This window comes from Lapidilactobacillus dextrinicus DSM 20335 (assembly GCF_001436095.1).
Taxonomy (GTDB): domain Bacteria; phylum Bacillota; class Bacilli; order Lactobacillales; family Lactobacillaceae; genus Lapidilactobacillus; species Lapidilactobacillus dextrinicus.
Genome location: NZ_AYYK01000022.1, coordinates 64,043 through 90,937, shown reverse-complemented (window position 1 = coordinate 90,937; position 26,895 = coordinate 64,043). Strand labels below are relative to the sequence as shown.

The 26,895-nt window shown below is 37.8% G+C and carries 22 protein-coding genes; 13 read left to right on the top strand and 9 right to left on the bottom strand.

Annotated elements, in window-relative coordinates:
- The first annotated feature begins 399 nt into the window (after positions 1-399).
- Entirely contained in the window at positions 400-1,068 is a 669-nt protein-coding gene (locus FC84_RS08165) for a TMEM175 family protein (protein ID WP_057757653.1), read from the top strand.
- Positions 1,069-1,117: 49 nt separating this feature from the next.
- Here the strand turns inward: FC84_RS08165 and FC84_RS08160 are convergent, their stop codons facing one another.
- Entirely contained in the window at positions 1,118-1,657 is a 540-nt protein-coding gene (locus tag FC84_RS08160; RefSeq protein ID WP_057757650.1) for a GNAT family N-acetyltransferase, read from the bottom strand.
- A 348-nt stretch (positions 1,658-2,005) separates the two neighbouring features.
- Complete coding sequence (locus tag FC84_RS08155; protein WP_057757647.1) at positions 2,006-4,336, bottom strand: ABC transporter ATP-binding protein/permease; 2,331 nt, start codon at positions 4,334-4,336, stop codon at positions 2,006-2,008.
- Positions 4,337-4,535: 199 nt separating this feature from the next.
- Between FC84_RS08155 and FC84_RS08150 the strand changes: the two genes are divergently transcribed.
- The 3 genes from FC84_RS08150 (at position 4,536) to FC84_RS08140 (ending at position 6,898) form a co-directional block, all read left to right on the top strand.
- The gene (locus tag FC84_RS08150; RefSeq protein ID WP_057757646.1) at positions 4,536-5,048 is read left to right on the top strand and encodes a MarR family winged helix-turn-helix transcriptional regulator; all 513 of its coding nucleotides are present in this window, start codon (positions 4,536-4,538) and stop codon (positions 5,046-5,048) included.
- A gap of 114 nt (positions 5,049-5,162) precedes the next feature.
- A complete protein-coding gene (locus FC84_RS08145; RefSeq protein ID WP_057757643.1) occupies positions 5,163-6,230 on the top strand; it encodes an FtsX-like permease family protein in 1,068 nt (355 codons plus the stop codon).
- On the top strand, positions 6,230-6,898 hold the full coding sequence (locus FC84_RS08140) for an ABC transporter ATP-binding protein (protein ID WP_057757640.1): 669 nt from the start codon (positions 6,230-6,232) through the stop codon (positions 6,896-6,898). Before FC84_RS08145 ends, FC84_RS08140 begins: the two co-directional genes overlap by 1 nt.
- Positions 6,899-6,944: 46 nt before the next feature.
- Here FC84_RS08140 and FC84_RS08135 read toward each other — a convergent pair whose 3' ends face one another.
- Positions 6,945-7,598 (bottom strand): VTT domain-containing protein, encoded by a 654-nt coding sequence (locus FC84_RS08135; protein WP_057757638.1) that lies wholly within the window; start codon positions 7,596-7,598, stop codon positions 6,945-6,947.
- Positions 7,599-7,823: 225 nt separating this feature from the next.
- Here FC84_RS08135 and FC84_RS08130 point away from each other — a divergent pair, with 225 nt between their 5' ends.
- The 3 genes from FC84_RS08130 to FC84_RS08120 all read left to right on the top strand — a co-directional run bounded on the left by FC84_RS08130 (position 7,824) and on the right by FC84_RS08120 (position 14,229).
- The gene (locus tag FC84_RS08130; RefSeq protein WP_057757635.1) at positions 7,824-8,795 is read left to right on the top strand and encodes a LacI family DNA-binding transcriptional regulator; all 972 of its coding nucleotides are present in this window, start codon (positions 7,824-7,826) and stop codon (positions 8,793-8,795) included.
- A 376-nt stretch (positions 8,796-9,171) separates the two neighbouring features.
- Entirely contained in the window at positions 9,172-9,819 is a 648-nt protein-coding gene (locus tag FC84_RS08125; protein ID WP_057757632.1) for a TetR/AcrR family transcriptional regulator, read from the top strand.
- Between the two features lie 117 nt (positions 9,820-9,936).
- Positions 9,937-14,229, top strand: coding sequence for a 2-hydroxyacyl-CoA dehydratase (locus FC84_RS08120; RefSeq protein WP_057757629.1), 4,293 nt, complete (start codon positions 9,937-9,939; stop codon positions 14,227-14,229).
- Between the two features lie 43 nt (positions 14,230-14,272).
- On the opposite strand, the gene FC84_RS08115 is transcribed toward FC84_RS08120, so the two are convergent.
- The 4 genes from FC84_RS08115 to rlmD form a co-directional block, all read right to left on the bottom strand.
- Complete coding sequence (locus FC84_RS08115) at positions 14,273-17,053, bottom strand: cation-translocating P-type ATPase (protein ID WP_057757626.1); 2,781 nt, start codon at positions 17,051-17,053, stop codon at positions 14,273-14,275.
- 300 nt (positions 17,054-17,353) lie between these two features.
- Positions 17,354-17,833, bottom strand: coding sequence for a nucleoside 2-deoxyribosyltransferase (locus tag FC84_RS08110; RefSeq protein ID WP_057757623.1), 480 nt, complete (start codon positions 17,831-17,833; stop codon positions 17,354-17,356).
- Positions 17,834-17,854: 21 nt separating this feature from the next.
- Complete coding sequence (locus FC84_RS08105) at positions 17,855-18,658, bottom strand: DUF975 family protein (RefSeq protein WP_057757620.1); 804 nt, start codon at positions 18,656-18,658, stop codon at positions 17,855-17,857.
- 23 nt (positions 18,659-18,681) lie between these two features.
- Positions 18,682-20,064: a 23S rRNA (uracil(1939)-C(5))-methyltransferase RlmD gene (rlmD, locus tag FC84_RS08100; protein WP_057757618.1), complete on the bottom strand. Its 1,383-nt coding sequence runs from the start codon at positions 20,062-20,064 to the stop codon at positions 18,682-18,684.
- Positions 20,065-20,158: 94 nt separating this feature from the next.
- On the opposite strand from rlmD, the gene recX reads away from it, so the two are divergent.
- The 4 genes from recX to FC84_RS08080 all read left to right on the top strand — a co-directional run bounded on the left by recX (position 20,159) and on the right by FC84_RS08080 (position 23,101).
- The gene (recX, locus tag FC84_RS08095; RefSeq protein ID WP_057757616.1) at positions 20,159-20,956 is read left to right on the top strand and encodes a recombination regulator RecX; all 798 of its coding nucleotides are present in this window, start codon (positions 20,159-20,161) and stop codon (positions 20,954-20,956) included.
- 183 nt (positions 20,957-21,139) lie between these two features.
- Positions 21,140-21,679 (top strand): nucleoside tri-diphosphate phosphatase, encoded by a 540-nt coding sequence (ntdP, locus tag FC84_RS08090; protein WP_057757613.1) that lies wholly within the window; start codon positions 21,140-21,142, stop codon positions 21,677-21,679.
- Positions 21,680-21,761: 82 nt separating this feature from the next.
- Positions 21,762-22,559, top strand: a complete 798-nt coding sequence (locus FC84_RS08085) for a DNA/RNA non-specific endonuclease (RefSeq protein WP_057757610.1) — start codon at positions 21,762-21,764, stop codon at positions 22,557-22,559.
- A 17-nt stretch (positions 22,560-22,576) separates the two neighbouring features.
- Positions 22,577-23,101 carry a hypothetical protein gene (locus FC84_RS08080; protein ID WP_057757607.1) on the top strand — a complete coding sequence of 175 codons (525 nt, stop codon included), beginning with the start codon at positions 22,577-22,579 and terminating at the stop codon, positions 23,099-23,101.
- Between the two features lie 47 nt (positions 23,102-23,148).
- Here FC84_RS08080 and FC84_RS08075 read toward each other — a convergent pair whose 3' ends face one another.
- The gene (locus FC84_RS08075; protein WP_057757603.1) at positions 23,149-23,613 is read right to left on the bottom strand and encodes a hypothetical protein; all 465 of its coding nucleotides are present in this window, start codon (positions 23,611-23,613) and stop codon (positions 23,149-23,151) included.
- A gap of 5 nt (positions 23,614-23,618) precedes the next feature.
- On the bottom strand, positions 23,619-24,065 hold the full coding sequence (locus FC84_RS08070) for a GNAT family N-acetyltransferase (RefSeq protein ID WP_225733061.1): 447 nt from the start codon (positions 24,063-24,065) through the stop codon (positions 23,619-23,621).
- Between the two features lie 125 nt (positions 24,066-24,190).
- On the opposite strand from FC84_RS08070, the gene FC84_RS08065 reads away from it, so the two are divergent.
- Positions 24,191-25,342: an AI-2E family transporter gene (locus FC84_RS08065; protein WP_057757597.1), complete on the top strand. Its 1,152-nt coding sequence runs from the start codon at positions 24,191-24,193 to the stop codon at positions 25,340-25,342.
- A 106-nt stretch (positions 25,343-25,448) separates the two neighbouring features.
- Entirely contained in the window at positions 25,449-26,804 is a 1,356-nt protein-coding gene (locus FC84_RS08060; protein ID WP_057757594.1) for a hemolysin family protein, read from the top strand.
- Positions 26,805-26,895 lie beyond the last annotated feature (91 nt).

Here is a 26,895-nt window from a genome sequence, read left to right as displayed (position 1 = left end):
AGAACGGGCAATTCTGATTATAAGGAGACATCTAACAGAGGGGGCTGTTAGATGTTTAAGTTTCATTTTAAGGGGAGGAATAAAATGAAGAAAACTAGCAATTAATTCAGATCAGGTGCCTAAGGATTTTCAGTTGCGCTGACTAGAAAATCATCGGCTGTATTAGTCATGTGCATCACCTCTTAATAACTTTCTATGGTTATTACTATACTGCCAGTATTTGAAAGAAGTATGCGGCAATTTTGCAAGTTGTCGGATCATTCTGTGATTAAAATATGACGATTTATTTAGAACAGCGATCATTGTTTAGCAGAGCACCTTGAATCCAGGATTCGTATACGCGTTGGTTTGTCTATGCTAAGATAAGAAGTGTAAATTAAACCGCGGAAGTGATGCAATATGAGTATCAGTCGATTTCAAGCATTTAGTGATGGTATTTTTGCCATTCTAATTACAATTTTAGTTTTACAGTTTCAAGTTCCCGATTATCAAGTCGGCCATTTAGGACAAGCGTTGATTAATCAGTGGCCGATTCTTTTATCGTATGCTTTTTCTTATTTTTATGTAGGGACACTTTGGTTGTTTCATCATGATTTTTTCGGCTTGTTTAAGAAGATTGATCGTAATATGAATGTGATTAATTTGATTTTGTTATTTGTCATTACTTTAATTGATTATCCAATGTCACTGGTAGCTAATACATTGACTACTATGAATCGAACAGATTTAAAAGTTGCTTTAATTGTTTATGATGTTGTTGCTTTAATTGCTTCAGCAATGTTTTTTGTGATTTATCGATATTTGCATGAGCATCCTGAATTACGCAATAAGAAAGTTAACACTGATTTTTACGAAAGAGTAGAATATGATCCGATCCGTAGTGTGGCGATTTATTTTGCAGCTATTATCGTAACGCTTTTTTCAAATTCATTGGGTGGTATCTTGTTAGGTTGTGGCATTATTTTCCATTTTTACGCTTATGTTCGCTTAAACGCTACAATTAAAAAATATCATGAAAAGGCACTTATTGAAAATGCAGCAGCTAATGTAGCACGTAAACAAAATTAAAAAAGGTAGCCTTAAAAAGCAAATTTACTTTCAAGGCTACCTTTTTATTTTATTGAACTCGAGTTAGTTTGGTAAAGTGCTCAATGATATATTCATCTAAGACGGGGTTGTACATGTGTTCAACAGTATGGTCGTATTTAAAACCTTGCTTTTCTTGCGCTCTTTTAGATTGATTATTGCCGTCTTTGTAACCACACCAAATACTTTGCAGCTGACATTTTTCAAAACCATAATTAACAACGGCTTGGATAGCTTCAGGCATTAAGCCTTGTCCCCAAAATGGTTCACCGAGCCAATAACTAATTTCAGCTTCACCAGACTTCATAAAAGGTTTGCCGTTGCCTTCGTCAACTAATTCTAGTCCAACTAAACCGATGACTTCTTCAGGATTAGCTTGAAGGGTAATCGCAAAAATATGCGGACTAATAAAATAATTTTCAATATAGTAGCGCGAATTTTCGATACTTGTGTGGACCGGCCATCCCGCAATTGGACCGACGTGCGGATTTTTAGCGTACTGATAAACAGATGGTGCGTCAGATAGTTGGAAATTTCGTAAGATCATTCTGTTGGTTATTAATTTTGTCATGGTATGACTCCTTATTTGTTTTAGTTTGCGAATTGTTAGTCTAAAATAAGGCACAAAAAAACAGAAGGTGAACTTAACTCACGCTTCTGCTAGTTTAACTAAGCAGAAGGGTCGGCCTTGAATTTTAAGTAACTGCATCAAGGTATACTAAATAACCTTGTGCCCTATTTTAGATTAATCTAAAATCAGTTACTTAAAATCACGACCACCCTTCTGTTAAAGATCTTCTGCTTATTGCCGTTATTCTAACATGATCGCTAGAATAGCGTCAAGAACTACAAAATTAGAAAAGAGCAAAAAAAGATCGCCCATCCTGTTAGGAGGGCAATCTTTTTTTACAAGTTAGTTTTATTCGGAACGTAAAGCAATTGCTGCATCTTTCTTAGCGGCCATTCGTGCTGGAATGTGTCCACCAAGAATGGTTAAGACAGTGCTGACAAGGACTAAGACAATGGCATGCATTGGATTGAGTACGGCAACGCCGTTCAAACCTGTTACGTTAGCTAGGACACTGTTGATTGGGAAGGTTGCCAAGTAAGCGACAGCAATCCCAAAGAGACCAGCACCGAAGCCGAGAATAAAGGTTTCAGCATTAAAGACACGGGTAATATCTCTTTTACGCGCACCTAAAGCTTTGAGAACACCAATTTCTTTAGTCCGTTCAATTACGGAAGTGTAAGTGATGATAGAAATCATAATCATACTTGTAATTAAAGAGATAGCAGCAAAGGCAATCAAGACGTAAGTAATGGCGTCCATTAAGCCACCCGTCATGTCAGAAACGGTACCGGCAAGGTCAGTATAGATCACTTTATCATTCTTATTTTTACCTTTGTTATATTTATCTAAATAGTTCAAGACATGATCTTTATCCTTGAAGGTTGTTGGGTAAATCTGAATAGTTGTTGGTTTAGAAGAACCACCTAGCATCGTCAAAAGACCGTTGGCAGTTGAGGCGTCCATTGTTTGACCAGTCATAATATTTTTAGTTGGGGTTGCTTTTTGGGCTTTAACAATTTCGGAATCTTTATTTGTGTTAAGAACTTCCTTAGTCAATTGTGAGCTATAAGCTACACCACTGGCTAATAAACCATCACTATTTTTAGATTTAACGCGGATAATACCAGTCACACGTAGGGTTTTAGTATTAGCTTTAGTGGCCATACCATCATAATTATTGTCAGGTACGAAATTACCCGTTGGTAGTTTTGTGTAGTAGTCGTTATTAGCGACTACTTTGACTGTAGTGCTAACTAATTTATCGAAGTCTAATTTTTCGTTTTCTTTTACTGAAATACCAAGATTCTTAAGTGCGTTGATATTAATACTGTTATCTTTATTAACGACTAAAACAATATCTGTGGCACTCTTAGGATAGTTACCGGCGATGACTTTGTAGTAAGTCTTCAAGAATGTTTGTTTACCATCACTATTGATTGGGTAAACGGAACCGCCAACACCTGTAGCATTTGCCATCATTGACGCTGTATCAACAGTTTGGCTATCAGGATTACTGTTTGAGAAAGAAACCGTCTTATATTTGCCGTCAACTTGGCGAATAAGATTCATGCCAGTGCCGTAAGTAATGGCGATGTTCTTGGTATATTTAGCAGGAATATCTTTAACGTAGTTGATATATTTATTGGTAATTTTATTAACGTGTTGGGCTTTGTCAGCGTCACTTTTTTCTGCGGTTACTGTGTCAGCCTTTGAGAACTTCTTCGTGGTTGTACCGGTCATTGCACTGGTGTCAGAACCAACTTGAGAAATCGTAATTGGCATTGACGACATTGCTTCAGATTGCGTTTTATCAATTTGCTTTTGAAAACCATTGGATAGGGCTAAGACGATGGCGATACTGATAATCCCAATACTTGATGCAAAAACGGTTAAGAAGGTTCTTCCTTTTTTGGTCCGAATATTAGTCCAAGAAAGTTTCAAAGCGGTCCAGTAACTCATTTTGGTACGCGTTAACTTAAAGTTGTCAGCCTTAGCACCTTCAATGTGGGGATGAGAATCATTTTGAATTTTACCATCAGCAAATTCAATAATGCGATCAGCATATTGATGAGCTAATTCAGGGTTATGCGTCACCATGATCACTAGTCGTTCCTTACTAAGATCCTTGATGAGTTGCATGATTTCGTTACTGGTTTCTGAATCCAAAGCACCGGTTGGTTCATCGGCTAAGAGAATTTCAGGATCACTGGCAATTGCTCGGGCAATAGCGACACGTTGCATTTGACCACCGGATAATTGGTTGATCTTTTTGTGCATGTGTTGATTCAAGCCAACGCGAATTAAAGCTTCCTCAGCTTTTTGACGACGAGTGGCAGCAGGAACACCACTTAAGGTCATTCCCATTTCAACGTTTTCGATAATACCTAAGTGACTAATTAAGTTGTAAGACTGGAAGATAAAGCCGACCGAGTTATTCCGATAAGCATCCCAATCTGCATCTTTAAAACCTTTAGTAGACTTGCCTTTGATTAGGAGGTCACCAGAATCATAACGATCCAAGCCACCAATAATATTTAACATGGTGGTTTTACCAGAACCACTAGGACCAAGAATGGCGACGAATTCTTTTTCACGAAAGGCAACAGAAACATCGTCTTGTGCTTTAGTGACGGTATCGCCAACATGATAGTACTTTTTAATATGCTTGAGCTCTAACATTATGAAATCTCCCTTGATTAAATAATTGACATTTGTTAATTATCCACTATACTTAACAAATGTCAAATGTTTTCTATTGTTAAATAATATCTTCTTAAACAGAAACAAAATGGAATTAGTTTAGCAAACGTTTAGGGCACGTTTACTAGTTTTGTTTCTTTATGAGAATTAGAAATCAACAATGAAAGGTTCATGTTTTATGGAAAGTAAAACTTCTAGTACACAATTGTTCGGGCAAATGTTTGTGACACTCACTCAATCTATTTTAGGCAGCTTGGATATTGAAGATTCTGAATTAACACCACTACAGATGATGATTGTGATGGGAGTTTATACGCATCCTAACGTCACCATGTCAGAATTGGCACAGGTTTTAAATATCTCCAGTGCACAATTAAGTCGCACAATTCGTCATCTCGAAGATAAAGGCTTGGTCCGTCGAGAACATAATAAGGATAATCGTCGGGTTGTTAATGTACATCGGACAAAAGACGGAGATAAATTTGCTGAAGCGCAAATTGCTAGTGTTAAAGAAAAAATGTCAGCTCGTTTGAGTAATTTGACACCGCAGGCAATCACAGAAGTAGAGCGACATTTGGCAGCTATTGTCGACATTCTTGCTCAAGCCGGAGTCGTCCAAATGTCACCTGAAGAATTTATTGCCACTTTACCAACAACTTCAAAACATCAGGCTACTTCTAAAGAAGAGTGACAGTAAAAATTAGTTAACCTTAAGTCAAATCTAGTGTAAGTCTAAGCCATGTAGCGTTTACTTGATGATAGGTAATGCTATAATGGAGCAAACTTAAAAGAGAAGTGATTCAAATTGTATTTAGCCTATCACGAACTTAAATCGGCCAAAGCACGCTATAGCTTGGTTGTGTTAACACTATTTTTAATCGCGTATTTAATTTATTTTTTGACGGGGTTGGCCTATGGCTTAGCTAATAATAATCGTGTTGGTGTTGATCAGTGGGGCGCAGCACGCGTCACCATGAATAAATATGCCGATCATAATTTACAATCATCTACGATTACTGAGCAACAATTTGATCAAGCTGATTTATCCAAAAAGGTTGCGCCACTAGGTGTTTTAGCCAGTGAAGTCAGTCAAAAAGGGTATGACACCGATTTAGATACTTATGTATTTGGGATTAATTTTGCTAGTTTTATTAAGCCTAAATTAATTGCTGGTCGTCAAGTACGCCATGATCATGAAGTCGTCATTGATCAACGTTTAGGTGCTGGTCAATTGAAGTTGGGCAGTAAAGTTAAGCTTAACGGCTCTGATACTTATTACAAAGTTGTTGGTTTAACAAAGAATAATCTATTTGGTACCTTACCGATTACTTTTACAACATTGGCTACCTATAACCAATTACGTTTTGGCAGTACTGCAGTTAAAAACATGAGTGCCGTGATTTATCAGCAAAAAAAGGACGTTGTTAAAAAAGCTGGCTTAGAAACAATGACACCACAAACGGTCATTGAAAATATTCCTGGGTATACGGCACAAAACTCAACTTTCTCACTAATGATTGGTGCCTTATTTGTGATCGTGCTTTTTATTGTTGGTATCTTTATGTATATTCTAACAATCCAAAATATCAGTGTTTATGGTGTGATGCGAGCACAAGGAATTAGTAATGGTACACTCATTCGTTCAGTACTAGCACAGTCACTGTTGCTTGGCCTGATGGGAGTTGGGTTAGGACTAATTGCCAACCAACTAACGATACTTGTTTTACCGGCCAAGATACCGTATACGAATAATCCTTTACTCGTTGGTGGTTTTACCATGGGGTTACTGGCTGTGGTAGTTTTAGGTTCAGTTTTCTCAATCAAACGAATCCTTAAAATTGATCCGCTTGATGCAATCGGAGGTGCAGCATAATGACAACCGTTTTAGAATTGAAACAAATTACCAAAACTTTCGGTAAAGGTGCTGCAATGACGCAAGCAATTCAGCCGACGGATTTAACGTTAGAAGCCGGTGAGTTTATGACCTTGACTGGTCCTTCCGGTTCGGGGAAGACGACGTTATTAACCATCATGGGAGCGTTGCAGTCACCAACTAGTGGCGCCGTATTGCTTAATGGTCAAGATCTAGCCCAGCTATCTGAGAAACAGCGTAGTAAAGTTCGCTTTGAAAAATATGGCTTTATTTTACAGGCTTCTAATTTAATTCCTTATTTAAGTGTAACGGAGCAGTTCAAACTAGTGGATCGATTAAGTCGTCAAGATAATCAGGCCTATGCTAATGAGTTATTACAATCTTTAGGCTTAGAAAAGCAGAAGAATAGCTTGCCTAAAATGTTATCAGGTGGACAACGCCAACGGGTGGCTATAGCGCGTGCTTTATATCATCAACCACAAGTTGTCTTTGCTGATGAACCAACAGCTTCTTTAGATAGTAAACGGGCGCATCAAGTTGTTCAAACGTTAAAGGAAACAGCACATGCGCATAAGACAGCAGTGGTAATGGTAACGCATGATGAAAGTTTATTTGAATATACTGATCAAGTTTATCAAGTTCGTGATGGCCAATTATCACGGCAATAAAAAAACTTGTCCTGATGTTTTAACATCAAGACAAGTTTTTTTATTTTTATTGAGCAACTTTTTTACTGCCCATTTTTGTTTTAATGAAACCAACAACAGCAGGAATTAAGGTCACCACAATAATAGCTAAGATAATAGCTGAGAAGTGGGCTTTAACAAATGGCAAGTTACCGAAGAAGTAACCGGCGCCGCAACATAAGGCAACCCAAGCAACACAAGCCGTCCAATTATATTTAATAAAACGGCGGTATTCAAAGCCAGAACCAGCAGCCACGAAAGGAACGAAAGTCCGAATGATTGGCATAAAACGTGCCAAGATAATCGCTATTGCGCCATGTTTTTCAAAGAATTCACGGCCTTTTTCTAAGCTATCTTTATCAAGTAAGCGACTGAAAAGCTTACTATGTTGTAATAGTTTTTCGACATTGCGGCCGAGATAGAAGTTTAACGAGTCACCGGCTAGACAGGCGATCAAGAAAAGCACGACAAATAGCCAAATATGCAAATGATAGACCGGATTTGCAGCTAAAGCAGCCGCAGCAAAAAGCAACGAATCACCTGGTAAAAACGGTAAAATAACCGCACCAGTCTCAATAAAGATAATCGCAAATAAAATTAAATAGGTCCAATCACCAAATTGATTAACGATGGTAACCAGATGTTCATCAATGTGTAAAATAAAATCAATCAAAAAATTCAATTGATATTCCTCCCGCTTGCGTGTGTAAATGATAGATGCTGTGTTGAGTATAGCAGAGCTGAAACGTTATTGCCTAGCAAGTTTAGAAAAAAATAACTTCTGTTTGTAAAAAAATAGTTTTAAGTATTCGTCGCCATTTATTTTTTAAATAATTTAAAAAGCAAATTTTCATCGGGCGTGCTAAACTAACAGTAATGAAAGCGTCTAATTAAAGTAGGTGAAATAATGGCGACTATTTTTGATATTGCGGAATTAGCGGGCACATCTAAATCAACTGTTTCTCGAGTAATTAGTGGAAATGGGTATGTTAAAGCAGAAACACGCCAGCGAGTTTTGATGGCAATTGAAGAATTACACTATGTTCCTAACCAAATTGCTCGTGATTTGAAGTATCAGAGGACGCAAAATATCGGATTTTTGATGTCGACCTACTATTCTAACACGGGGGACTTAATCAATAGCTTTGCCGGAATTGCGCGGAAGTATCATTATCAAACTAGTATTTATTTAGCTGATAATGAAGAAGACGAAATTAGCGCTTTGAATTTATTAGTGACGCATCAGTTAGATGGTATTTTTTTACTATCAGCGATGAATGATTGGGATAAAATTATTCCCTATACGAAATACGGGCCTATTGCAACCTGGCGGCGGATCGATTCTAAACATATTTATTCTTCATACGTGGATCATTATCCCTTATATTTACAAGCTTTGTATTATTTAAAGGAACATGGCGCTCGCAAGATCGGGCATATTTTTAATAGTATTAGTAGTAGTAACACGGTGGCTCGTGTTCATGCTTTGACCGACTTCAGTGACGAAAATCCAACAATTGACCAAAGCTGGCGTCGTTTTTACTCTGTTTCTACTGAAGCGGGGATTGATGCCGGTAAACACTGGATTGCTGATAAGAAGCAAAACCAAGCACCTGATGCTGTGATTTGTTTTGCAGATGTTGTTTCAGCAGAATTTATTAGAACTTTGCGTAATGCTGGTTATCGGGTTCCTGAGGACTGTAAAGTTTTTGGTTTCGAGAATGATATTTTCAGTCGTTTATTTGATATTACCACGTTTGATCCGCGTATTGACTTACAAGCTGCTAATTCTTTTTATTACTTGTATCACCAGATCGAACATAAAGAGGTTCAATACCAAAAAATTACACCTAAAATGATCATCCGTAAAACATGTTAACTGGCTATAACGATTAAGTGAAAAAGATAATTAAATAAAAACTGAAGTTATTTTATTGACATGGGAACATTCCCATAAGTTAGAGTGTTCACGTAGCAAGAATTAATCATTGAATGATAATTAATGAATTTTTGTTAACCCATGTTTACATGAAATAAACAAGAGGTCAATTCAGCCGTTGATCTCTTGTCCCCAATTAAGTCCAGCAGCGATGCTGGGCTTTTTTGTGTCTTTAAGTAGGTTGATATAAATTTGGCATATTTTTAATAAGCCTTGTGGTTGAGTTTGTGCGGTTTATACTTAATTTATTGAGTGAGTACTCAATAAATTAAATGGAATCTGTTGCTCAATATTAGCATGATATTGTGAGGTTAATATGGATAATCTTGAAACAACCATTAATCAAATATCACCAGAAAAGGCAATAACTCAGCTTTCTAAGAAACAACAAGCTGTTTTAAAAGCTAGTTTATCTTTGTTTGCCAAGGTTGGCTATGATCGAACTAGTACTTATGAAATTGCTAAGTTAGCTGGGGTTTCTGAAGGAACAGTCTTTTCACAGTTTAAGACAAAAAATCAACTGTTACATGCGATTTTAGAACCGTTTATTGGAGAAATTTTGCCAATGGCTGCTAGTGATTTTATTAACCAATTACAAACAACCTCCTTACCGCATTTTGAAGACTTTTTAAATTACATTGTGCATGATCGCATGAGCTTTGTGATGAGTCATCGCAGTGAATTTAAAATATTCGTTCAGGAAATGGGCCGGAATCCTCAGTTACTAATTATGTTAACTGAACGTTTAAACACATTAATTAATCGCCGATTAAGTGAAATGCTTAGATTTTATCAAGATAAAGGTGAATTAATTACTTGGGATCCTATGCGAATCAGTCGCTATATTGTGAGTGTGATTCTGGGATACTTATTACCTAATACGTTAATGAGTGATGAGCCACTGGTCATCGAACAACAAACGCGTGAATGTGTTGAATTTTTAATGCGGGGGCTATCAGCTTAGCTTTTTATTTTGCCAGAATATTTTTTGAATGAATTAGCTGATAACAAGCCAAAAACATCCTCGATTATTTGAAGATAAAAATCTTTCCGAAATTATTAATTATGGAGGAATTACTAAATGACAACAAATATGTTATTCGGCGGGATTGATGTTGGATCAACAACCGTCAAACTCGTCATCATGGATGCAAACTATCAGACGAAGTTTGCGCGTTATGAACGACATTATTCAGACGTAAAAGCTGCGAGTAAAAAGATTTTACAAGAAGCAATTACTGAACTTGGTACAAAGGCGCCGATTGCTTTTACGATTACAGGTTCTGGTGGCATGGGCTTAGCTCACTTACTAGAATTAAAGTTCGTTCAAGAGGTGATTGCTTGTACAAAGACAGTGGAAACTTTAATTCCGCAAACAGATGTTAGTATCGAATTAGGTGGTGAAGATGCCAAAATCACCTTCTTTGGTGCATCATTAGAACAACGGATGAACGGTAGCTGCGCTGGTGGGACTGGTGCATTTATCGATCAAATGGCGGTTCTTTTAAAAACGGACGCTGATGGTTTAAATGAGATGGCCAAAGAGGCTAAAATCATTTACCCAATTGCTAGTCGTTGTGGCGTATTTGCTAAAACAGATGTTCAACCATTAATTAATGATGGTGTTGCCAAAAGCGATATTGCAGCAAGTATTTTCCAAGCGGTCGTTAACCAAACAATTTCTGGATTGGCTGCAGGTCATAAAATTAAAGGCAATGTTGCTTTCTTAGGCGGTCCGTTATATTTCATGGACCAACTTCGTTATCGCTTCATTGAAACGTTGCATTTGACGCCAGAACAAGTTATTTTTCCAGAAGATCCACAATTATTCGTGGCTAAAGGTGCGGCACTATATGCGGTTGAAGAATCTGAAAGCAACTTGGCTGAGATTATGGATCGTTTGGAAAATGGCGATGATTCTGTCATGAAACCAGCTCATTCATTGGATCCGCTATTTAATGACGACAATGAATTGCAAGAATTCCGTAAACGTCATGTACAAGCTAAAGTTGAGACACGTGACTTAGCCAGTTATCAAGGAGTGGCTTTTCTAGGTATTGATGCTGGTTCAACAACAACTAAAGTTGCTTTAATTAGTGACGATCACAAAATTCTTTGCACTTATTACGATAGTAACGATGGTGACCCTCTCGAAAAAACAAAAGAGATTATGCGTGACTTGACCAATAAAATTCCTGAAGGTGTAACAATTGGGAAGGCCACTGTTACTGGTTATGGTGAGCATCTTATCAAAAATGCCTTAAAAGTTGATATTGGTGAAGTGGAAACTGTGGCTCATTATCAAGCTGCCCATTATTTCCAACCAGATGTTGATTTCATTTTAGATATTGGTGGTCAAGATATGAAGGCCATGACGATTAAAAACGATGCTTTATCGACAATTAAGTTGAACGAAGCTTGTTCTTCAGGCTGTGGTTCGTTTTTAGAGACCTTTGCTAGCGGCTTGAATTATGATATTCGTGATTTTGCTCAAGCTGCGTTGTTAGCTAAGCATCCCTCAGATTTAGGTTCGCGTTGTACTGTCTTTATGAATTCAAAGGTGAAACAAGTTCAAAAAGAAGGCGCAACAGTTGGTGATATTGCAGCAGGCTTATCCGTTTCAATTATCAAAAACGCGCTTTATAAAGTAATTAAGATGCGGCGATCTGAAGATATGGGGCAGCATATTGTTTGTCAAGGTGGGACTTTTTATAACGAAGCGGTTTTGCGTGCTTTTGAAAAAATTGCTGGTTGTGAAGTTATTCGACCCAATATTGCCGGCTTGATGGGCGCATATGGTGCGGCTTTGATTGCCCAGGCTAATTATCATGAAGGTGACGTCACCACGATGTTGAACGTTGCAGAAATGGATCAGTTAACTTTTACTAAAGAATACATGCATTGTGGTGGTTGCGAAAATAACTGTCCTTTAACGATTACAATTTTCAATGATGGTCGACGTTTTGTAACAGGTAATCGTTGTGAGAAGGGTGAGGCTCGCGGATTACGCCAACACTTACCCAAAGAAAATGGCAAGATTAATCTCGTTCAAGAGAAATATAAATTACTCTTTAGTTACCGCCCTTTACGTAAAAAGTTAGCACCACGTGGGGTGATTGGACTACCACGCGTCTTAAATATGTACGAGAATTATCCTTTATGGCAAACGTTCTTTACTAAATTAGGTATTCGAGCAGAATTATCATCTAAAGGTAGTCAGAAACAATACGAGAAGGGAATGGAAACAATCCCTTCAGATACTGTTTGTTATCCGGCTAAACAAGTGCATGGTCATATTCAAGCTTTGATTGAAAAAGGCATCCCAACGATCTTTTATCCTGCAGTTGTTTATGAAGTTAATGAAAATAAAGATGCCCAAAATCATTTCAATTGTCCGATCGTTCAATCTTATCCAGATGTTATTCGTAATAATGTTGATGAAATTCGTGCGGGGCAAGTTGATTATCGTAATCCTTACTTAAACCTAGCCGACCATAAATCAACGGCAGAGAATTTATATCAATGCTTTAAAGACTACGGCGTGACTAAAGCAGAAGTTGTGGAAGCATTGGAGCTTGGCTATCAAGAGCTTGAGAAATTCAAATTAAAGATTCGTAATCGTGGTGAAGATACATTACGTTTATTACGGGAGCGTGGCGAACATGGCATTGTTTTAGCAGGACGCCCTTATCATTTAGATCCTGAAGTAAACCACGGTATTTCGCAGTTGATGACAGCAGAAGGTTTCCATGTGTTGACAGAAGATTCAATTGCTCATTTAGGTAATGTCAAAGGCTTGCGCGTTGTTAACCAATGGGTTTACCATTCTCGGCTCTATGCGGCTGCACGTGTTGCGGCTAAAACACCACAGTTAGAATTTGTACAGTTAAACTCCTTTGGTTGTGGCTTAGATGCCATTGATACGGATCAAGTTGAAGAGATTATGAGTCAATATAATCGTCTCTACACAGCATTGAAAATTGACGAGGGAACGAATATGGGAGCTGTTCGTATTCGACTTCGCTCACTTAAAGCTGCAGTTTTGGAACGTCATAATCGTCAGATTGAACCAGAGAAATTGCATGATGATCCTCAACCTGTTACCTATACGAAAGATATGCAAACACAAGGCTATACGTTATTGTTACCGATGATGTCACCGATTCATCAACACGGTTTAGTCGATGTGGCACTACAAGCATCAGGTTACAATGTTGTCAATTTACCAATGAAAGACCGTAAAGCCGTTGATGTAGGCCAACAATTCGTTAATAATGATGCTTGTTACCCTGCCATTATTTCGATTGGCCAGATGATTGAAGCATTGCAGTCCGGTCAATATGATCTAACCAAAACAGCGGTGATGATGACGCAAACTGGTGGCGGTTGTCGAGCTACCAATTATATTCCTTTGATTCGTAAAGCTTTAAAAGATGCCGGTTTTGAAAAGATTCCAGTTGTATCATTATCGTTGGGTAACCAAGGTGTTGAAGATACGCCTGGTTTTAATTTCAGTTTGCCGTTATTAAAACGAGTAGCAATTGCATTCTTGTACGGTGATTTATTCGAGCGCGTGGTTTATCGTACGCGACCTTATGAAGTTGAGCCTGGTAAAGTTGATCAAATGCATGAGAATTGGCTCAAACTTGTTCGTCGAAATGTTGAAAATGGTAGTTTCCATGAATTTAAAAAGAATGTGCCACAAATCGTCAAAGACTTTGATACAGTACCATTACGTGATGTCGTTAAGCCACGGGTTGGTGTGGTAGGCGAGATACTAGTTAAGTACTCGCCAATTGCCAATAACGATGTTGTTCGTTTATTGGAGTCAGAAGGAGCGGAAGCAGTCGTTCCTGATATCGCTGGTTTTATGAATTATTCTTTCTTTAATCAGATTTACAAACACGATGCGCTAGGTGCTTCAGTTAAAGCTAAGTGGATTGCTGAATTAGGTATGCAAGTTATTAAATGGTGTGAAAAACCTATGCAAAAAGCCTTAACTGAATCTAAACGGTTCACAGGTATTGCTGCCATTGCCGACTTAGCTGATGATGCCAGCAAAGTCCTATCACTTGGTAACCAAACTGGTGAAGGTTGGTTCTTAACTGGCGAAATGATTGAGTTATTGAAGAGTGATGTACCTAATATTATCTGTATGCAACCGTTTGGCTGCTTGCCTAATCACATTGTTGGTAAAGGTATGGTTAAAGAATTACGTCGTCAATTTCCAGGTGCAAATATTTCACCAATCGATTACGATCCCGGCACTTCGGTAGTTAATCAATTAAATCGGATTCGCTTAATGTTAGCAACAGCCAACAAGAATTTAGCCAAGCAAGCACAGTCTCAAAAAATAACAGCACTAGCAGAATAAAAAAACGTAGCGGACAATCATCCGCTACGTTTTTTATTTTAAATTAATTTACTGAGACTTTTTGTTTGGCCGCTATTCTTCTGGCAACATATTTGCGTAACTCTTCAATTAGGAAAAGTGGAATCGGAATACAAATTAGGAATAACCAGTCCCGCAAATTAAGTGGGGCTGTATTAAATAATCCCTGGAAGAACGGCGTATAAACAAGTACGGCTAATAAACAAATTTCAAAAACCATACCAACCCAAATTAAACGATTTGAAAAAATTCCGGCTTTGAAAACTGATGCTTTTTGTGTGCGGCAATTCATAACAGCAGCTATTTGGGTAAAGATAATTGCGGCCAAAGTCATAGTAGTGGCTTCATGATAATTATAACCACTGCTAGCCAGTGCAACTTCTGGCCAACCATTTTGCATATTCGTAAAGAAATAAGCAAAAGTAGAAATTGCTGAAGCAATTAAGCCATACCAAGCAAAGGCCTTCCAAATCACACCTTTATTTAATAAGTGAGCATCCCGGCGCCGTGGTGGTTGATTCATGATACCTGGTTCGGATTGCTCAGAGCCTAAACCAATTGCGGGGATTAAATCAGTTCCCAAGTCAACCGTTAAAATTTGCATCACGGTTAAAGGTAAAGGAATCAAACCACGACTGAATAAGAAGAGGATAGAAGGCATCGCTTCGGGAACGTTTGAAGTTAAAATATAGATTAAGAATTTTTGAATATTACTGTAAACTGCGCGTCCTTCTTCAATTGCGGCGACAATCGACGCAAAGTTATCATCGGTTAAGATCATATCGGCAGCGTCTTTGGCAACGTCCGTCCCCATTTTACCCATGGCAACGCCAATATCCGCTTTTTTAAGAGCAGGGGCATCATTAACACCATCACCAGTTGAGGCGACAATTTCACCACGAGCTTGTAGAGCAGAAACAATTTTATATTTCTGTTCTGGTGCAACTCGAGCAAAAATGATTTCACCTGCAAGAGCCTCTCCTAATTCTTCGTCAGTCATTTGATCTAGTTCATTGCCGGTAACCACGCGAGCTTGGTCACTAACAATTCCAATTTGGGTTGCAACTGATTTCGCCGTTAGTGTGCTATCACCAGTGACCATGATGATTTTGATATTGGCAGCATGACATTTCTTAACTGCATCGAAGACTTCTTCACGTGGTGGGTCAGACATGGCAGTTAAACCAACGAAAACTAATTCTTGTTCAGCCTGTTCAGTTTCTAATTGGGCTAGTTCGTCCTTAGTCATAACCTTGGCAAAATCTCGATAAGCGATCGCCATTGAACGTAAACCTTTAGCAGCATAAGTCTTGTTAATGGCGCTAATTTTATCACGGTCGTCATCAGTCATGTCGCGAACTTGCCCATTGTCTAAAATATAAGGACAGTGTTTTAAAGTATCGCTTAATGAGCCCTTCAAACATAAGCGCTGGGTTTGATCATCGATTTTTTGAATTGATGACATCCGTTTACGATCGGAGTCAAAAGGAAATTCTCTTAAGCGTGGACTGTTTTTGGCAAGTTCATCAGGATCCAGTCCGGCCTTTTGGGTCAAGATAATGAGTGATGCTTCTGTGGGTGTACCCAAGATTTTAGCTTTACCGTCGACTTCTTGAACTTGTGTATCATTATCTAAAGCTGCAATAGTGATTAATAAATTAAGATCAGGTTCATTTTTTAAATCGATGTCTTGCTGGTTAACTTGTATTTTTCCGTTATTATAATAACCTTTGCCAGTAACTTGATATTCTTTGCTAGGTAACCAAACATGATCAATAGTCATTTGATTTTGAGTTAGCGTTCCAGTTTTATCGGAACAAATGACGGTTGTTTCACCCAAGGTCTCAATACTATTTAAGTCTTTAACTAAGGCATGTTTTTTAGCCATTCGCTGGACACCACGTGCTAAAGATAACGTGACAGTTGGCAAGAGGCCTTCAGGAATAAAGGCAACAATCATTCCTAAGGCAAAAATAAAGGACTTAGCGACTGGATAATGAACGAAGAAAATTGCGGCAAGGAAAAAAGTAATGCCAATAGCAATAGCAATTAAAGAAATTTGTTTTGTCAAACGGTTTAGTTCTAATTGTAAAGGACTAATGGTTTTCTTTTGACTGTGAGTTAACTTGGCAATCCGACCAAATTCTGTATGCATACCTGTAGCAACGGCAATTGCTGTAGCAGTACCGTTGCCCACATTGGTTCCAGCATAAATGATATTACTCTCAGCAAATTGTCCGTCGCCTTTTTTATAAGTAGCACTTTTTGACTCAGGAACAGATTCGCCAGTTAATGCCGATTCATCGACTTGTAATGATATTGCTTCAATAATTCGGGCATCGGTAGGAACAGAATCGCCAGCCTGTAATGTAAAGACATCGCCCGGCACTATCTGAGAAGTCTCGACCTGTTGAGGCTTGCCGTTGCGCAAAACCTTCGTGTAAGAAGGCAGCATCTTTAATAATGAATCTGTTGCCTTTTGAGCAGCATGTTGTTGATAAAAGCTAAAAAGACCATTGATAATATTGACACACCAAATTGCAATTCCTAATTCAGTTGTGCCAGCAAAAATGGCCACAAAGCCACTAACCCAAAGCAAAATAGCCATTAGGCTAACAAAGTTTTTAATAAAAACTTTGAATTGAGATTCTCGTTTGGTTTTTTGAATGGTATTGAGCCCGAATTTTTCCAATAAGTTGTGGGCTTGTTCTGATGAAAGTCCAGTTTGGCCTGAGTTCAGTTCTTGATAAACTTGGTCAATATTTACAGTTGCATAGTCGCGACCTCTTTTTTGTTTATCCATCATTAATCTCCCCTTGAAAAAATTACGAAATTACTGCATATTTCTCCGGCTTATTTACTTTTTTATCGATCAAGGTTAATTTCATCGTAAGCTATTCTCAGTAAAAGTGAAACAATAAAGACCGTTTTACGCAGTAAATTTATCTTAAACGTGGCATTATTAACCCCACGGCAGTAATAATAACACTTTGAATTTGACGTAACACAAATAAGATAGGGTGTTTTTCTATAAACTAAAAAAAGAAGCCCTGAGTATCCGGATTTGGAATACTCAGGGCTTCTTTATCATTGATAAAGAATAGTTTTATTGATTAACAAATTGTTGAATACCGGCTAAGAGATCAGCTTCATTATTATAAATCGTCCCGTTTAACTTAATTAAACCAGTTGTGTATAGATTTAAATAGTGGAATTGATTCTCACATATTTCAGCGAGTGCGGCTAATTTTTTTTGATTTGAAAAGCCTTGTTGACGAGAGTCTGTGTATAAACCAAAGATAGGAATGTTTTTAGCGTAAGCTACACCAATTTCACTAGCAACGCCCGCATCGATAACAGGACCGTCTAAAATAGCAATCATTAAATCACTACGCAAAACTTCATCAGTATCAGCTTGCGCGATCATTTTAGAATCGGCATAAGCTTGTTTATCATTGATCGTTTCATTTTCTTGAGGGAGATAAACGTCAATTTTAGCTGACAATGCGCGAATTTTAGCAACTAATTGAGCGTTAAAATTATAGTCGGCTTGTGAGAATAAACCATTTGCAAAATAAAAGTGCATTATTTTTCCTCCATAATTTAATTAGTAATCAAGGTTGTCAGTTGAATTGTCAGCATTGGTAATATTTTCTTGTGCCAATTCGCTATTTTGGTAAATATTATCATAAAAGGCAGCAAAGGCTAAATTATAGTAAGGTGTGAAGTAAATTGACAACAAACCAAACGTCAAAATAACACCGAGATACCACCAGAAGAAACTTAACTGGAAGATAAATAGATCAAACTTATGACCACGCATTAATTTCCAACTGAGTTTAAGCAATTCCAAATAGCCATATTTGTCGCCTACATCATAATATAATAAATAGATGATCTTAAAAGCATAAGAGAAGAGAATTGCTGGGATAACGAATAACATCAAGCCAACAATCCCGGCGATTGAAGTTAGAATATAAAGGACAACAATCCCTAATAAATATTCAAACTTAAAACCTTGGAAAGCCTTCTTGAATGGATGTTCTAAAACTTGATGATCTTTTAGACGCAACCATTCTAGAGAAGCAAAACCAATTCCAGAGCTGAGAATTGTTCCGATTAAGCTACCACCAAAAGAAGTAAAGGGGCTAACACCACCGTTACCACCAGCAGCGCCACCATTTTGACCAGCTTCAGTTGCAGAATTCATTGCCGTCGTAATCGAGTTGCGAAAGGCCTCCGATGTAGAAATTGCATAAGTCAAACCGGCAAATAAACCAGCAATCAATAAACCAATTAAAATAGTGCCAATTACAGGTAACCAGTTTAAAGAAAAAGCAGTGCCAAAATGCCCCTTCATCGTTTCACGAGCTCTTTTTTTGATTTGTGGTCGTGTTAAATAATCATTCATCTAAATTTCCCCCAAGATAATTTTTAACGTCTAATTAATTGTACTACTGCTTCAACACGGGCTGTTTCTGGGAACATGTCGACCATTTGAATTTTGGAAACGCGATAAGCCTTAGTTAGTTTAACTAAATCACGAGCCAAAGTCGATTCATTACAAGAAACGTAGACTATTTTTTCTGGCATTGCGGATAGTAAGGTTTGAATTAAACTGTCTGCTAGACCAACTCGTGGTGGGTCAACCACAACAGCAGAGAAATATTGTCCTTCAGCTTGTAATTTAGGTAATTTATTTTCAACTTTACCAGTGTAGTAAACCGCATTGGTGATCTGATTGTGCTTAGCATTTTGACGTGCATCAGCTACAGCACCGGGAATTTCTTCAATGCCAACGACCGATTGCACTTTATTAGCCATACTTAAGCCAATTGTACCAACACCAGCATAGGCATCGAGTAATTGATCATCAGGTTTTGGATCTAAGAATTTAGCGACGACTTGGTATAATTTTTCTGTTTGAGCTAAGTTGAGTTGTAAGAAAGCACGTGGTGATAATAAGAATTTTAAATCGCCTAATTGTTCTTCGAGATAATCATCACCGCTTAGTTTCCAAGTTTCTTCGCCCCAGAATAAACCTTGCTTAGTTTGATTTAGATTTTGAAAAATGCCAGTAACTTCTGGAATTTTTTCTGCAATTAAAGTCAACAACGGTTGCTTATGGGGCATCTTCTTGGAATTAGTAATGAAAGTTAGTTGAGCCTGATGATGTAATTGTGACTCTCGAACAGCGACTGCTTTAATAATACCAGCGTTTGTTTTAGCATCATAAATAGGTATTTGTAATTCTGTTAAGATTGGTAATAAACGTCGAACAACACTCAATGTTAATTCACTTTGCGTAGGCATTTCTGGCAGATCGACTAAGGTCTGGGAATTGGCTTGATAAAGACCACTAATTAAAGTACCATCAGCTAATTGTTCAATCGGGAATTGAGCCTTATTACGATAATGCCAAGGATTATCTGCACCAATTGGCGGAAGAATTTGATAATGCTCATAACCGCGGGGCTTAAACTTCTCTAGAGCTTGTTTAATTAAATCGTTCTTATAAACCAGCTGTTCAGGATAGTCAATATGAGCAAATTCTAAGCCACCAACTTTGGCAGCAATTTCGGGAACTTCTCTAGCGCGTTGTGGTGATTTTTTGCGCAACTTATGAATTTTTGCGCGGATATAACGATCAGTGACCTGAGTTGCTTCAACAACGGCTACTTCTTCAGGAAGCAAGCCTGGAACAAAAGTTACTTTGTGTTGAAAGTAGCCAATGCCTTCGCCGTTAATCCCAATTTTATGAGCCGTTATGGGGAAGCGTTGTCCGATTGTTACGACAACATTATTTTGTTGTTTCATGGTTAACCTCTTTTTTATCATTCTCATGTTAAAATGATGATATTAGTTTTAGTATAAATGATTTTACAAAGTAAAGCGATGCTGGAGGTGCTTGATGACCGCAAAAATCACTAAAATAACTGCCCAGAAGCGTCCGGGCCGGTATAATATTTTTCTTGACGGGCAATATGCTTTGCCAGTAAGCGAAGATGTTTTAATCCAATTTGGTCTCATGAAGGGTCAAGAGGTTGATAACGAACTTAAGCAAAAGCTGTTAGTCGCTGACGCCAATTCACAAGCTCATGAACTAGCCTTGAACTATCTCAGTTATCAATTGCGGACTGTTAAAGAAATGCAAACTTATTTGCGTGATCATGATATTGCAGCTGCGACAATTGAAACGATTATTGGCCAGTTAATTGAACAGAAATATTTAGATGATGCTGAATATGCCAAGGCTTATGTTCGAACGAATATGATTTTACACGAAAAAGGCCGGATTGTTCTTGAACGGGAATTAAAGCAAAAAGGCGTGGGCCCTACAGAAATCGCTGATGCTTTAACGTTATATGATACGGAAACAACACTAGAAAATGGAACCAAGTTAGCCCAAAAGACTTGGCAGCGACAGGCTAAATTGGCACAACGGGTGCGTCAACAAAAAGTTCGTCAAACCCTGCAACAAAAAGGATTTACTGGTGATGAAATTACAATGATTTTTGATCAGTTGGACTTTTCTGTTGATCCAGAAGATGAACGCGATATTTTAAACGTAACCGCAGAAAAGTTAGTTCGGCGGTACCAACCTTTGAGTGATCTGAAGCAAAAGCAGAAGTTTAAGCAAGCATTAGTTCGTAAGGGGTTCAGTTTTGATGATATTAGTCGTTGGTTAGAAGAACACCCAGAGGCTTGATTAAATTAATTAGTTATTGTTAATTAATAATCGTTAAACTTTCAGGAATCTAACCATTAATGAGCGATCTAAAATAATTATTTTTAGATTGGTCAAAATTAACACTGGGCAATGTAATTCAAGCACAGGTTTGTTATAATAACTAGGAATAGTTATGTTCCATGAAAGTAGGTTAGATAATTGATGCAAGTTCCCAAAGAAGGGGACTATATTGCTATCCAAAGCTATAAGCATGACGGCAGTTTGCATCGTACATGGAAAGAAACAATGGTTCTTAAAACTAGCGAGAATTCATTAATTGGTTGTAATGACCATACTTTAGTTACTGAAGATGATGGACGTCGTTGGGTAACTCGGGAACCGGCCATTGTTTTTTTTCATAAGCATTATTGGTTTAATGTCGTCGCGATGATTCGTGACAACGGAGTGTCTTATTATTGTAATTTAGCAACGCCGTATGCTTTAGATCGTGAAGCTTTGAAGTATATTGATTACGATCTAGACATTAAGGTTTTTCCTAATGGAGAGAAACGATTGTTAGATGTCGATGAGTATAAGCAACATAGTGTGCACTGGAATTATCCACCAGAAATTGATCATATTCTTAAACAGAATGTTAAAGTTCTAGTTGACTGGATTAATCAAGGGAAAGGTCCATTTTCACAGGCATACATTGATATTTGGTATCGCCGTTATCAAGAATTATTGCATCGTCGTGCTTAAATAAGGGTGCGCAATTTAGTTCTAGCTCGCAATAGCGAGCTTTTTTTATCGCTAGGAATTTATTAGAGGAGTCGAAAAAAGAATGGCAAAAAGACGTTATAGTCGCAAACAAAAGTATAGTCTGCCTTCGTTAATTGGTGTGATTCTAATTGCACTGGTTAGTTGGTATTTAAAGAGTCCCAATAATCAAAATCAAACCACTACTAACACCGGCAGTGGTTTAACCAGTAGTAAAGTAGCCGCACAAGCACCGACAACTGATGGTCAAACCAAAACAGATACTAATAGCACTCAAAGTAAACTAGCAGACTTAAACTATGATAAACAGCAAATTATTGCTGTTAATGATAATCAACCAACTTTTTCACAGACTGACTTGAGTTTAGCCCGTGGTTCTTGGGAGAGTTATTCTGATTTAGATTCACTTAATCGTGTCGGTGTGGCTAATGCCATGTTGGGTCGCGATATTATGCCCACTGCTGAACGGGAACGTCTATATATTAAGCCAACTGGTTGGCATCAACGCACTATTATTAATAACGGTCATCAAGATTCGCTTTACAATCGTTGTCATTTAATCGGTTATCAATTGACGGGGCAAAATAATAATGCTAAGAATTTAATGACGGGGACACGTTCATTAAATGATCCAGGCATGACTTATTATGAAAATACCGTTGCTCAATATATTCGTAAAACTAATCATCATGTCCGCTATCAAATTCGCCCCGTTTTTCGCGGGAACGATTTGGTTGCGCGAGGGATTCAAATGATGGCGCAATCTGTTGAAGATGATAAAATTAGTTTTAATGTTTATATTTTCAACGTACAAGCAAATTATGTTATTAATTATGCAACAGGTACCAGCAGCAATGCGTAATTCTAGGAGATGTTATGATGAGTATTGTTAAAGTTCCGCAACTAAAAATTATTGGTCGAATTGCATTAGCCAACCAAATAGATCCTAACGGTAGTTTCTACAGCCTGTGGCAAGATCTTAATGACGATCCACAAATGTCACAAGTAGATCAACAGTTACAAGAACAGGTCGGCCAGACGAATCGAGTCGGGTTAGTTGTTTATGCGCCAGAGAGTTATCTTTATTGGGCTGGAGTAGCTGTTCCGACAACCTTTTCAACGCCGCAAGATTGGCAATCCTATCTCTTGCCAGCTGGGCAAGCGTTTGAAGTAACACAAGCCACACCAGAGTTTATGCCACAAATCCCCCTTAATTTTAAATTAGATCAAATTTTTGCACAGGCTGAAAAAGAAAACGTTCAGCTACCAGATAGTTTGGGCCATGCGCAACAACCTTACTTCTTAGAAGAATTAAAATTCAATGATATTAATCATGTTGAACAACAACGCTATCTCGTTTATTTAAGTGATGAAATTGAAGCACTTGAAGACGACCTAGGCTAAAAAAGCACCATCGCTTATTAAAGAGCGATGATGCTTTTTTAATATAACTATGCTGATTTACGATCGTTCATTTTTAAGACATCAAATGCTAAATACGAGCCAATCATCACGGCTAAAAATATTCCCGTAATCAGCCACCCCAATGCTGAACCATTAATGAATTTTTCAGAGAAAAATAAGCGGGTGAAATAAATACCGGCGATACTCAAGGCGGCATCTACCAGTAAGTTAAAAATTTGTAAGGGCCGGTTGTGACTAATCAGAAAGAACTGACCTAAATACCGCATGATGCCAGGTTGTTTTTGTAAGACTAACAAGCCTAAGGGCTGTTGAATAATAACCTTAAGTAGCATCATAAAAATGGCACCAACAGTTGCACCAACAAGTAGGCGCCAGTAGCTTGACCAATGAATAACTAGTGCATTATAAGCAGTGCCAATTAAAAGAATTGCTAAAACGTAAGGAACTAAAAATAAAAATAAATAAGTAAAGAACAGTTTAGTTTTGGACAATGAACTCATCCTTTCGTTGCTAAAGGTAGTATCATTTCGCGATGAGCGATACCAGCATCGAGGAATATTGCCCGCTTCGTTAATTGGTAGCCTAATTGTTGATAAAAAGGAATAGCTGCCACTTGTGCATCGAGAATTAAATAGTCAAGGTGTTGTTGTCGGGCAATTTTAGTTATTTGCTTTAATAAAGTTGAGCCGTATTGATGATGGCGGAATTCTCTTAGTGTGGCAACTCGTTGTATATGCCAACCGTTATTGTCAGCGGGAACAGTTCGTGCTGTGGTCACAGGTGTTTGATTAAGATAGCCAACATAATTAACGGCAATCGGATCGTTGTCGTCAATTTCTAAAGCTAACTCAACTTTTTGTTCGTTGACAAAAACCTCGCGGCGAATCATGAGTGCATCTTGATAAGTTTGAGTCTTAAGACCGATTTCTGATTTAATCTCCACTGATATAACCAACTTTTTGTTGTTCTTAGCATTTCGACCGAGTAATATGATAGCTATATATAGTCGTAGCGCTAGCTAATGATAAATCAATTATAGCTTATTTTATTTCCAGGAGAAAATAAATCATGATCAATAAATTTAAAGAATCAAAACTATTTTTCTGGAGCGTTGAATTATTAGTTATTGTCTCCTTGATCTTTGTTTTGAGCAAAATTTCTTTTGTATTTACGCCTATTCAAACTTTTGTAGCTACTTTATTTGGGCCTTTTTTAGCGGCTGGTTTTCTTTATTATTTAATGAACCCATTAATTAATTTATTGGCTAAGTTTAAAATTAAGCGTAACTGGGGGATCTTAATTTCCTTCTTTATTTTATTAGCGGTGATTGTGTTGGCAATGAGTGCCTTAATTCCTACTCTAACAAGCCAAATCTCTAATATTATCAGTCATTTGCCGCAATTTGCGACTGATATTCAGCGCGAAACCCAAGCGCTATTAAGAAGTGATTGGGCGAAAAAATATCATGTTACACAATTGGTTAAGCAGTTAGACTTTGAGCCACAAACAATGTATTTAAAAATTGGCGAATACTTTACAAGTAATGTTAGTAATGTTAGTTCGCTGATTAGTTCAATTGGTGGCATTGCAGTTAGTGCTTTCACCATTCCGGTTATTTTATTTTACTTACTACATGATGGCGAAAAGCTCGTGCCCAATATTCAGCGTCTATTTCCAGAAAGGTTTCGCGATGAAGTAGCTGAATTACTGCACCAGATGAATCAAACTATTTCCACGTACTTTGCTGGGCAATTTTTAGATATGCTCTTTGTGGGTTCATTAACGTTTATTGGTTATTTAATTATTCAAATGCCTTATGCTTTGTTGCTTGGAGTTGTGGCGGGTATCTTAAACATCGTGCCTTATTTAGGACCATGGCTAGGTGTTTTGCCGGCAATTATTGTTGCTTTAACCGTTTCATTTCCTAAGGCTATTGCGGTAGCCGTCGTGGTGATTATTGTTCAACAAGTAGATAGCAATCTGCTTTATCCAAACGTTATTGGCAAGACATTACAAATTCACCCCCTAACAATTATTGTGCTATTACTGGTAGCCGGTAATATGTTTGGCTTCTTAGGGATTGTCTTGGCAATTCCTGGTTATGCAGTTGTGAGGACGATTATTCAATACTTAGTTTCTTTTTATCGTCTGCAAAAACGGGCGCGGTCTGAAGCTGAAATTGTCGCTCCAATTGATAAACCGATTGAGAAAACAAAATAAAAGTAAATTTTAATAAGGTGAACCGTCTTATAATATTGAAAGCACCATTTGTGATTGGTATAATAACAATTAATAGACATAATTTTGAAAGTGAGTTGGTTAGATAATGAGTGGTGACCCGGCCAGTAGTTCGTTGGGTGGACAGATACTTTTGATCGTCATTTTGACGTTAGTCAATGCGTTTTTCGCGGCAGCAGAGATGGCGATCGTCTCAGTAAACCGAACTAAGATTGAAACAGAGGCAGAAAATGGTGATAAAAAAGCCAAGTCTCTGTTAGGTGTTATGAATGATTCAAGTGGTTTTTTAGCAACGATTCAGGTAGCTATTACTTTTGCAGGCTTCTTATCTTCTGCAAGTGCTGCAACTTCAATGGCTAGTTTGTTAGCGCCACTTTTTGGTAATGTTAGTTGGGCTGAACAAGTTTCTGTTATTATCATTACGATTGTTTTATCGTATGTTTCATTAGTGTTTGGGGAATTGTTTCCTAAGCAGATAGCTTTAGCTAAGGCTGAAGAAGTTGCCAAAGCTAGTGTTGGTCCAGTTAAAGTTGTTCGTGCCTTTTTACGGCCGTTTGTTTGGTTGTTGTCAGCCTCAACTAATCTTTTAGTGAAGTTAACGCCAGTTGATTTAGCAAGCGAAGATAATAAGATGACACGTGATGAAATGCTTTCTGTAATTGAACGCTCTCGTAAAACCGGCGCGTTAAACCCGGATGAGTATAATATGCTTGAAGGGATTATTAATTTCAATGACACGATGGCCCGTGAAGTTATGGTGCCAAGAACAGACGCCTTTATGGTTGACATCAACGATTCGAACAGCAAAAACATTGATGAGATTCTTAGCCAACCATATTCACGAATTCCTGTTTACAAAGAAGATAAAGATTCTATCGTGGGCATTGTTCATATCAAGAATATTTTAAAAACCGCCCGTGAATCTGGGTTTGAGGATCTACAATTGGTAGATGTTATGTCTAAACCAATGTTTGTTCCTGAAACCATTACCATTGATGACCTTTTGTTAGAAATGCAGCGCACGCATCAACAAATGGCTGTGCTACTTGATGAATACGGCGGTGTTGTCGGTATTGCCACCATTGAAGATTTGCTTGAAGAAATTGTTGGTGAAATCGATGATGAGTCAGATTCAACGGAAACACTCTTTTCAAAAGTTGGCGATAGAACTTATGTTATTGCCGGCAAGATGTCGTTATCTGAATTTAACGACCAATTTAAGACTGATTTAGAAAACGACGATGTCGATACGATTGCTGGTTTTGTGATCACGGAATTAGGTGCTATTCCAAGTGATGGTCAGCATTTAAAAGTAACGTTAGAAAATGGTATGATTTTAACGACTGGTACAATGCAAGGCTCACGTATGGAAAATGTAACCCTAACCTTGCCTGAAGAACATGAGGATGTCGATGATTCAGAAGAACCGACAGAAGAGGATTAGTCCAATGTAAGATCGACAACACAATCGTAATTAAATGATATAATTGTGAGATGATTTAACAGGATCTGGGACAAAATTCCAGATCCTGTTT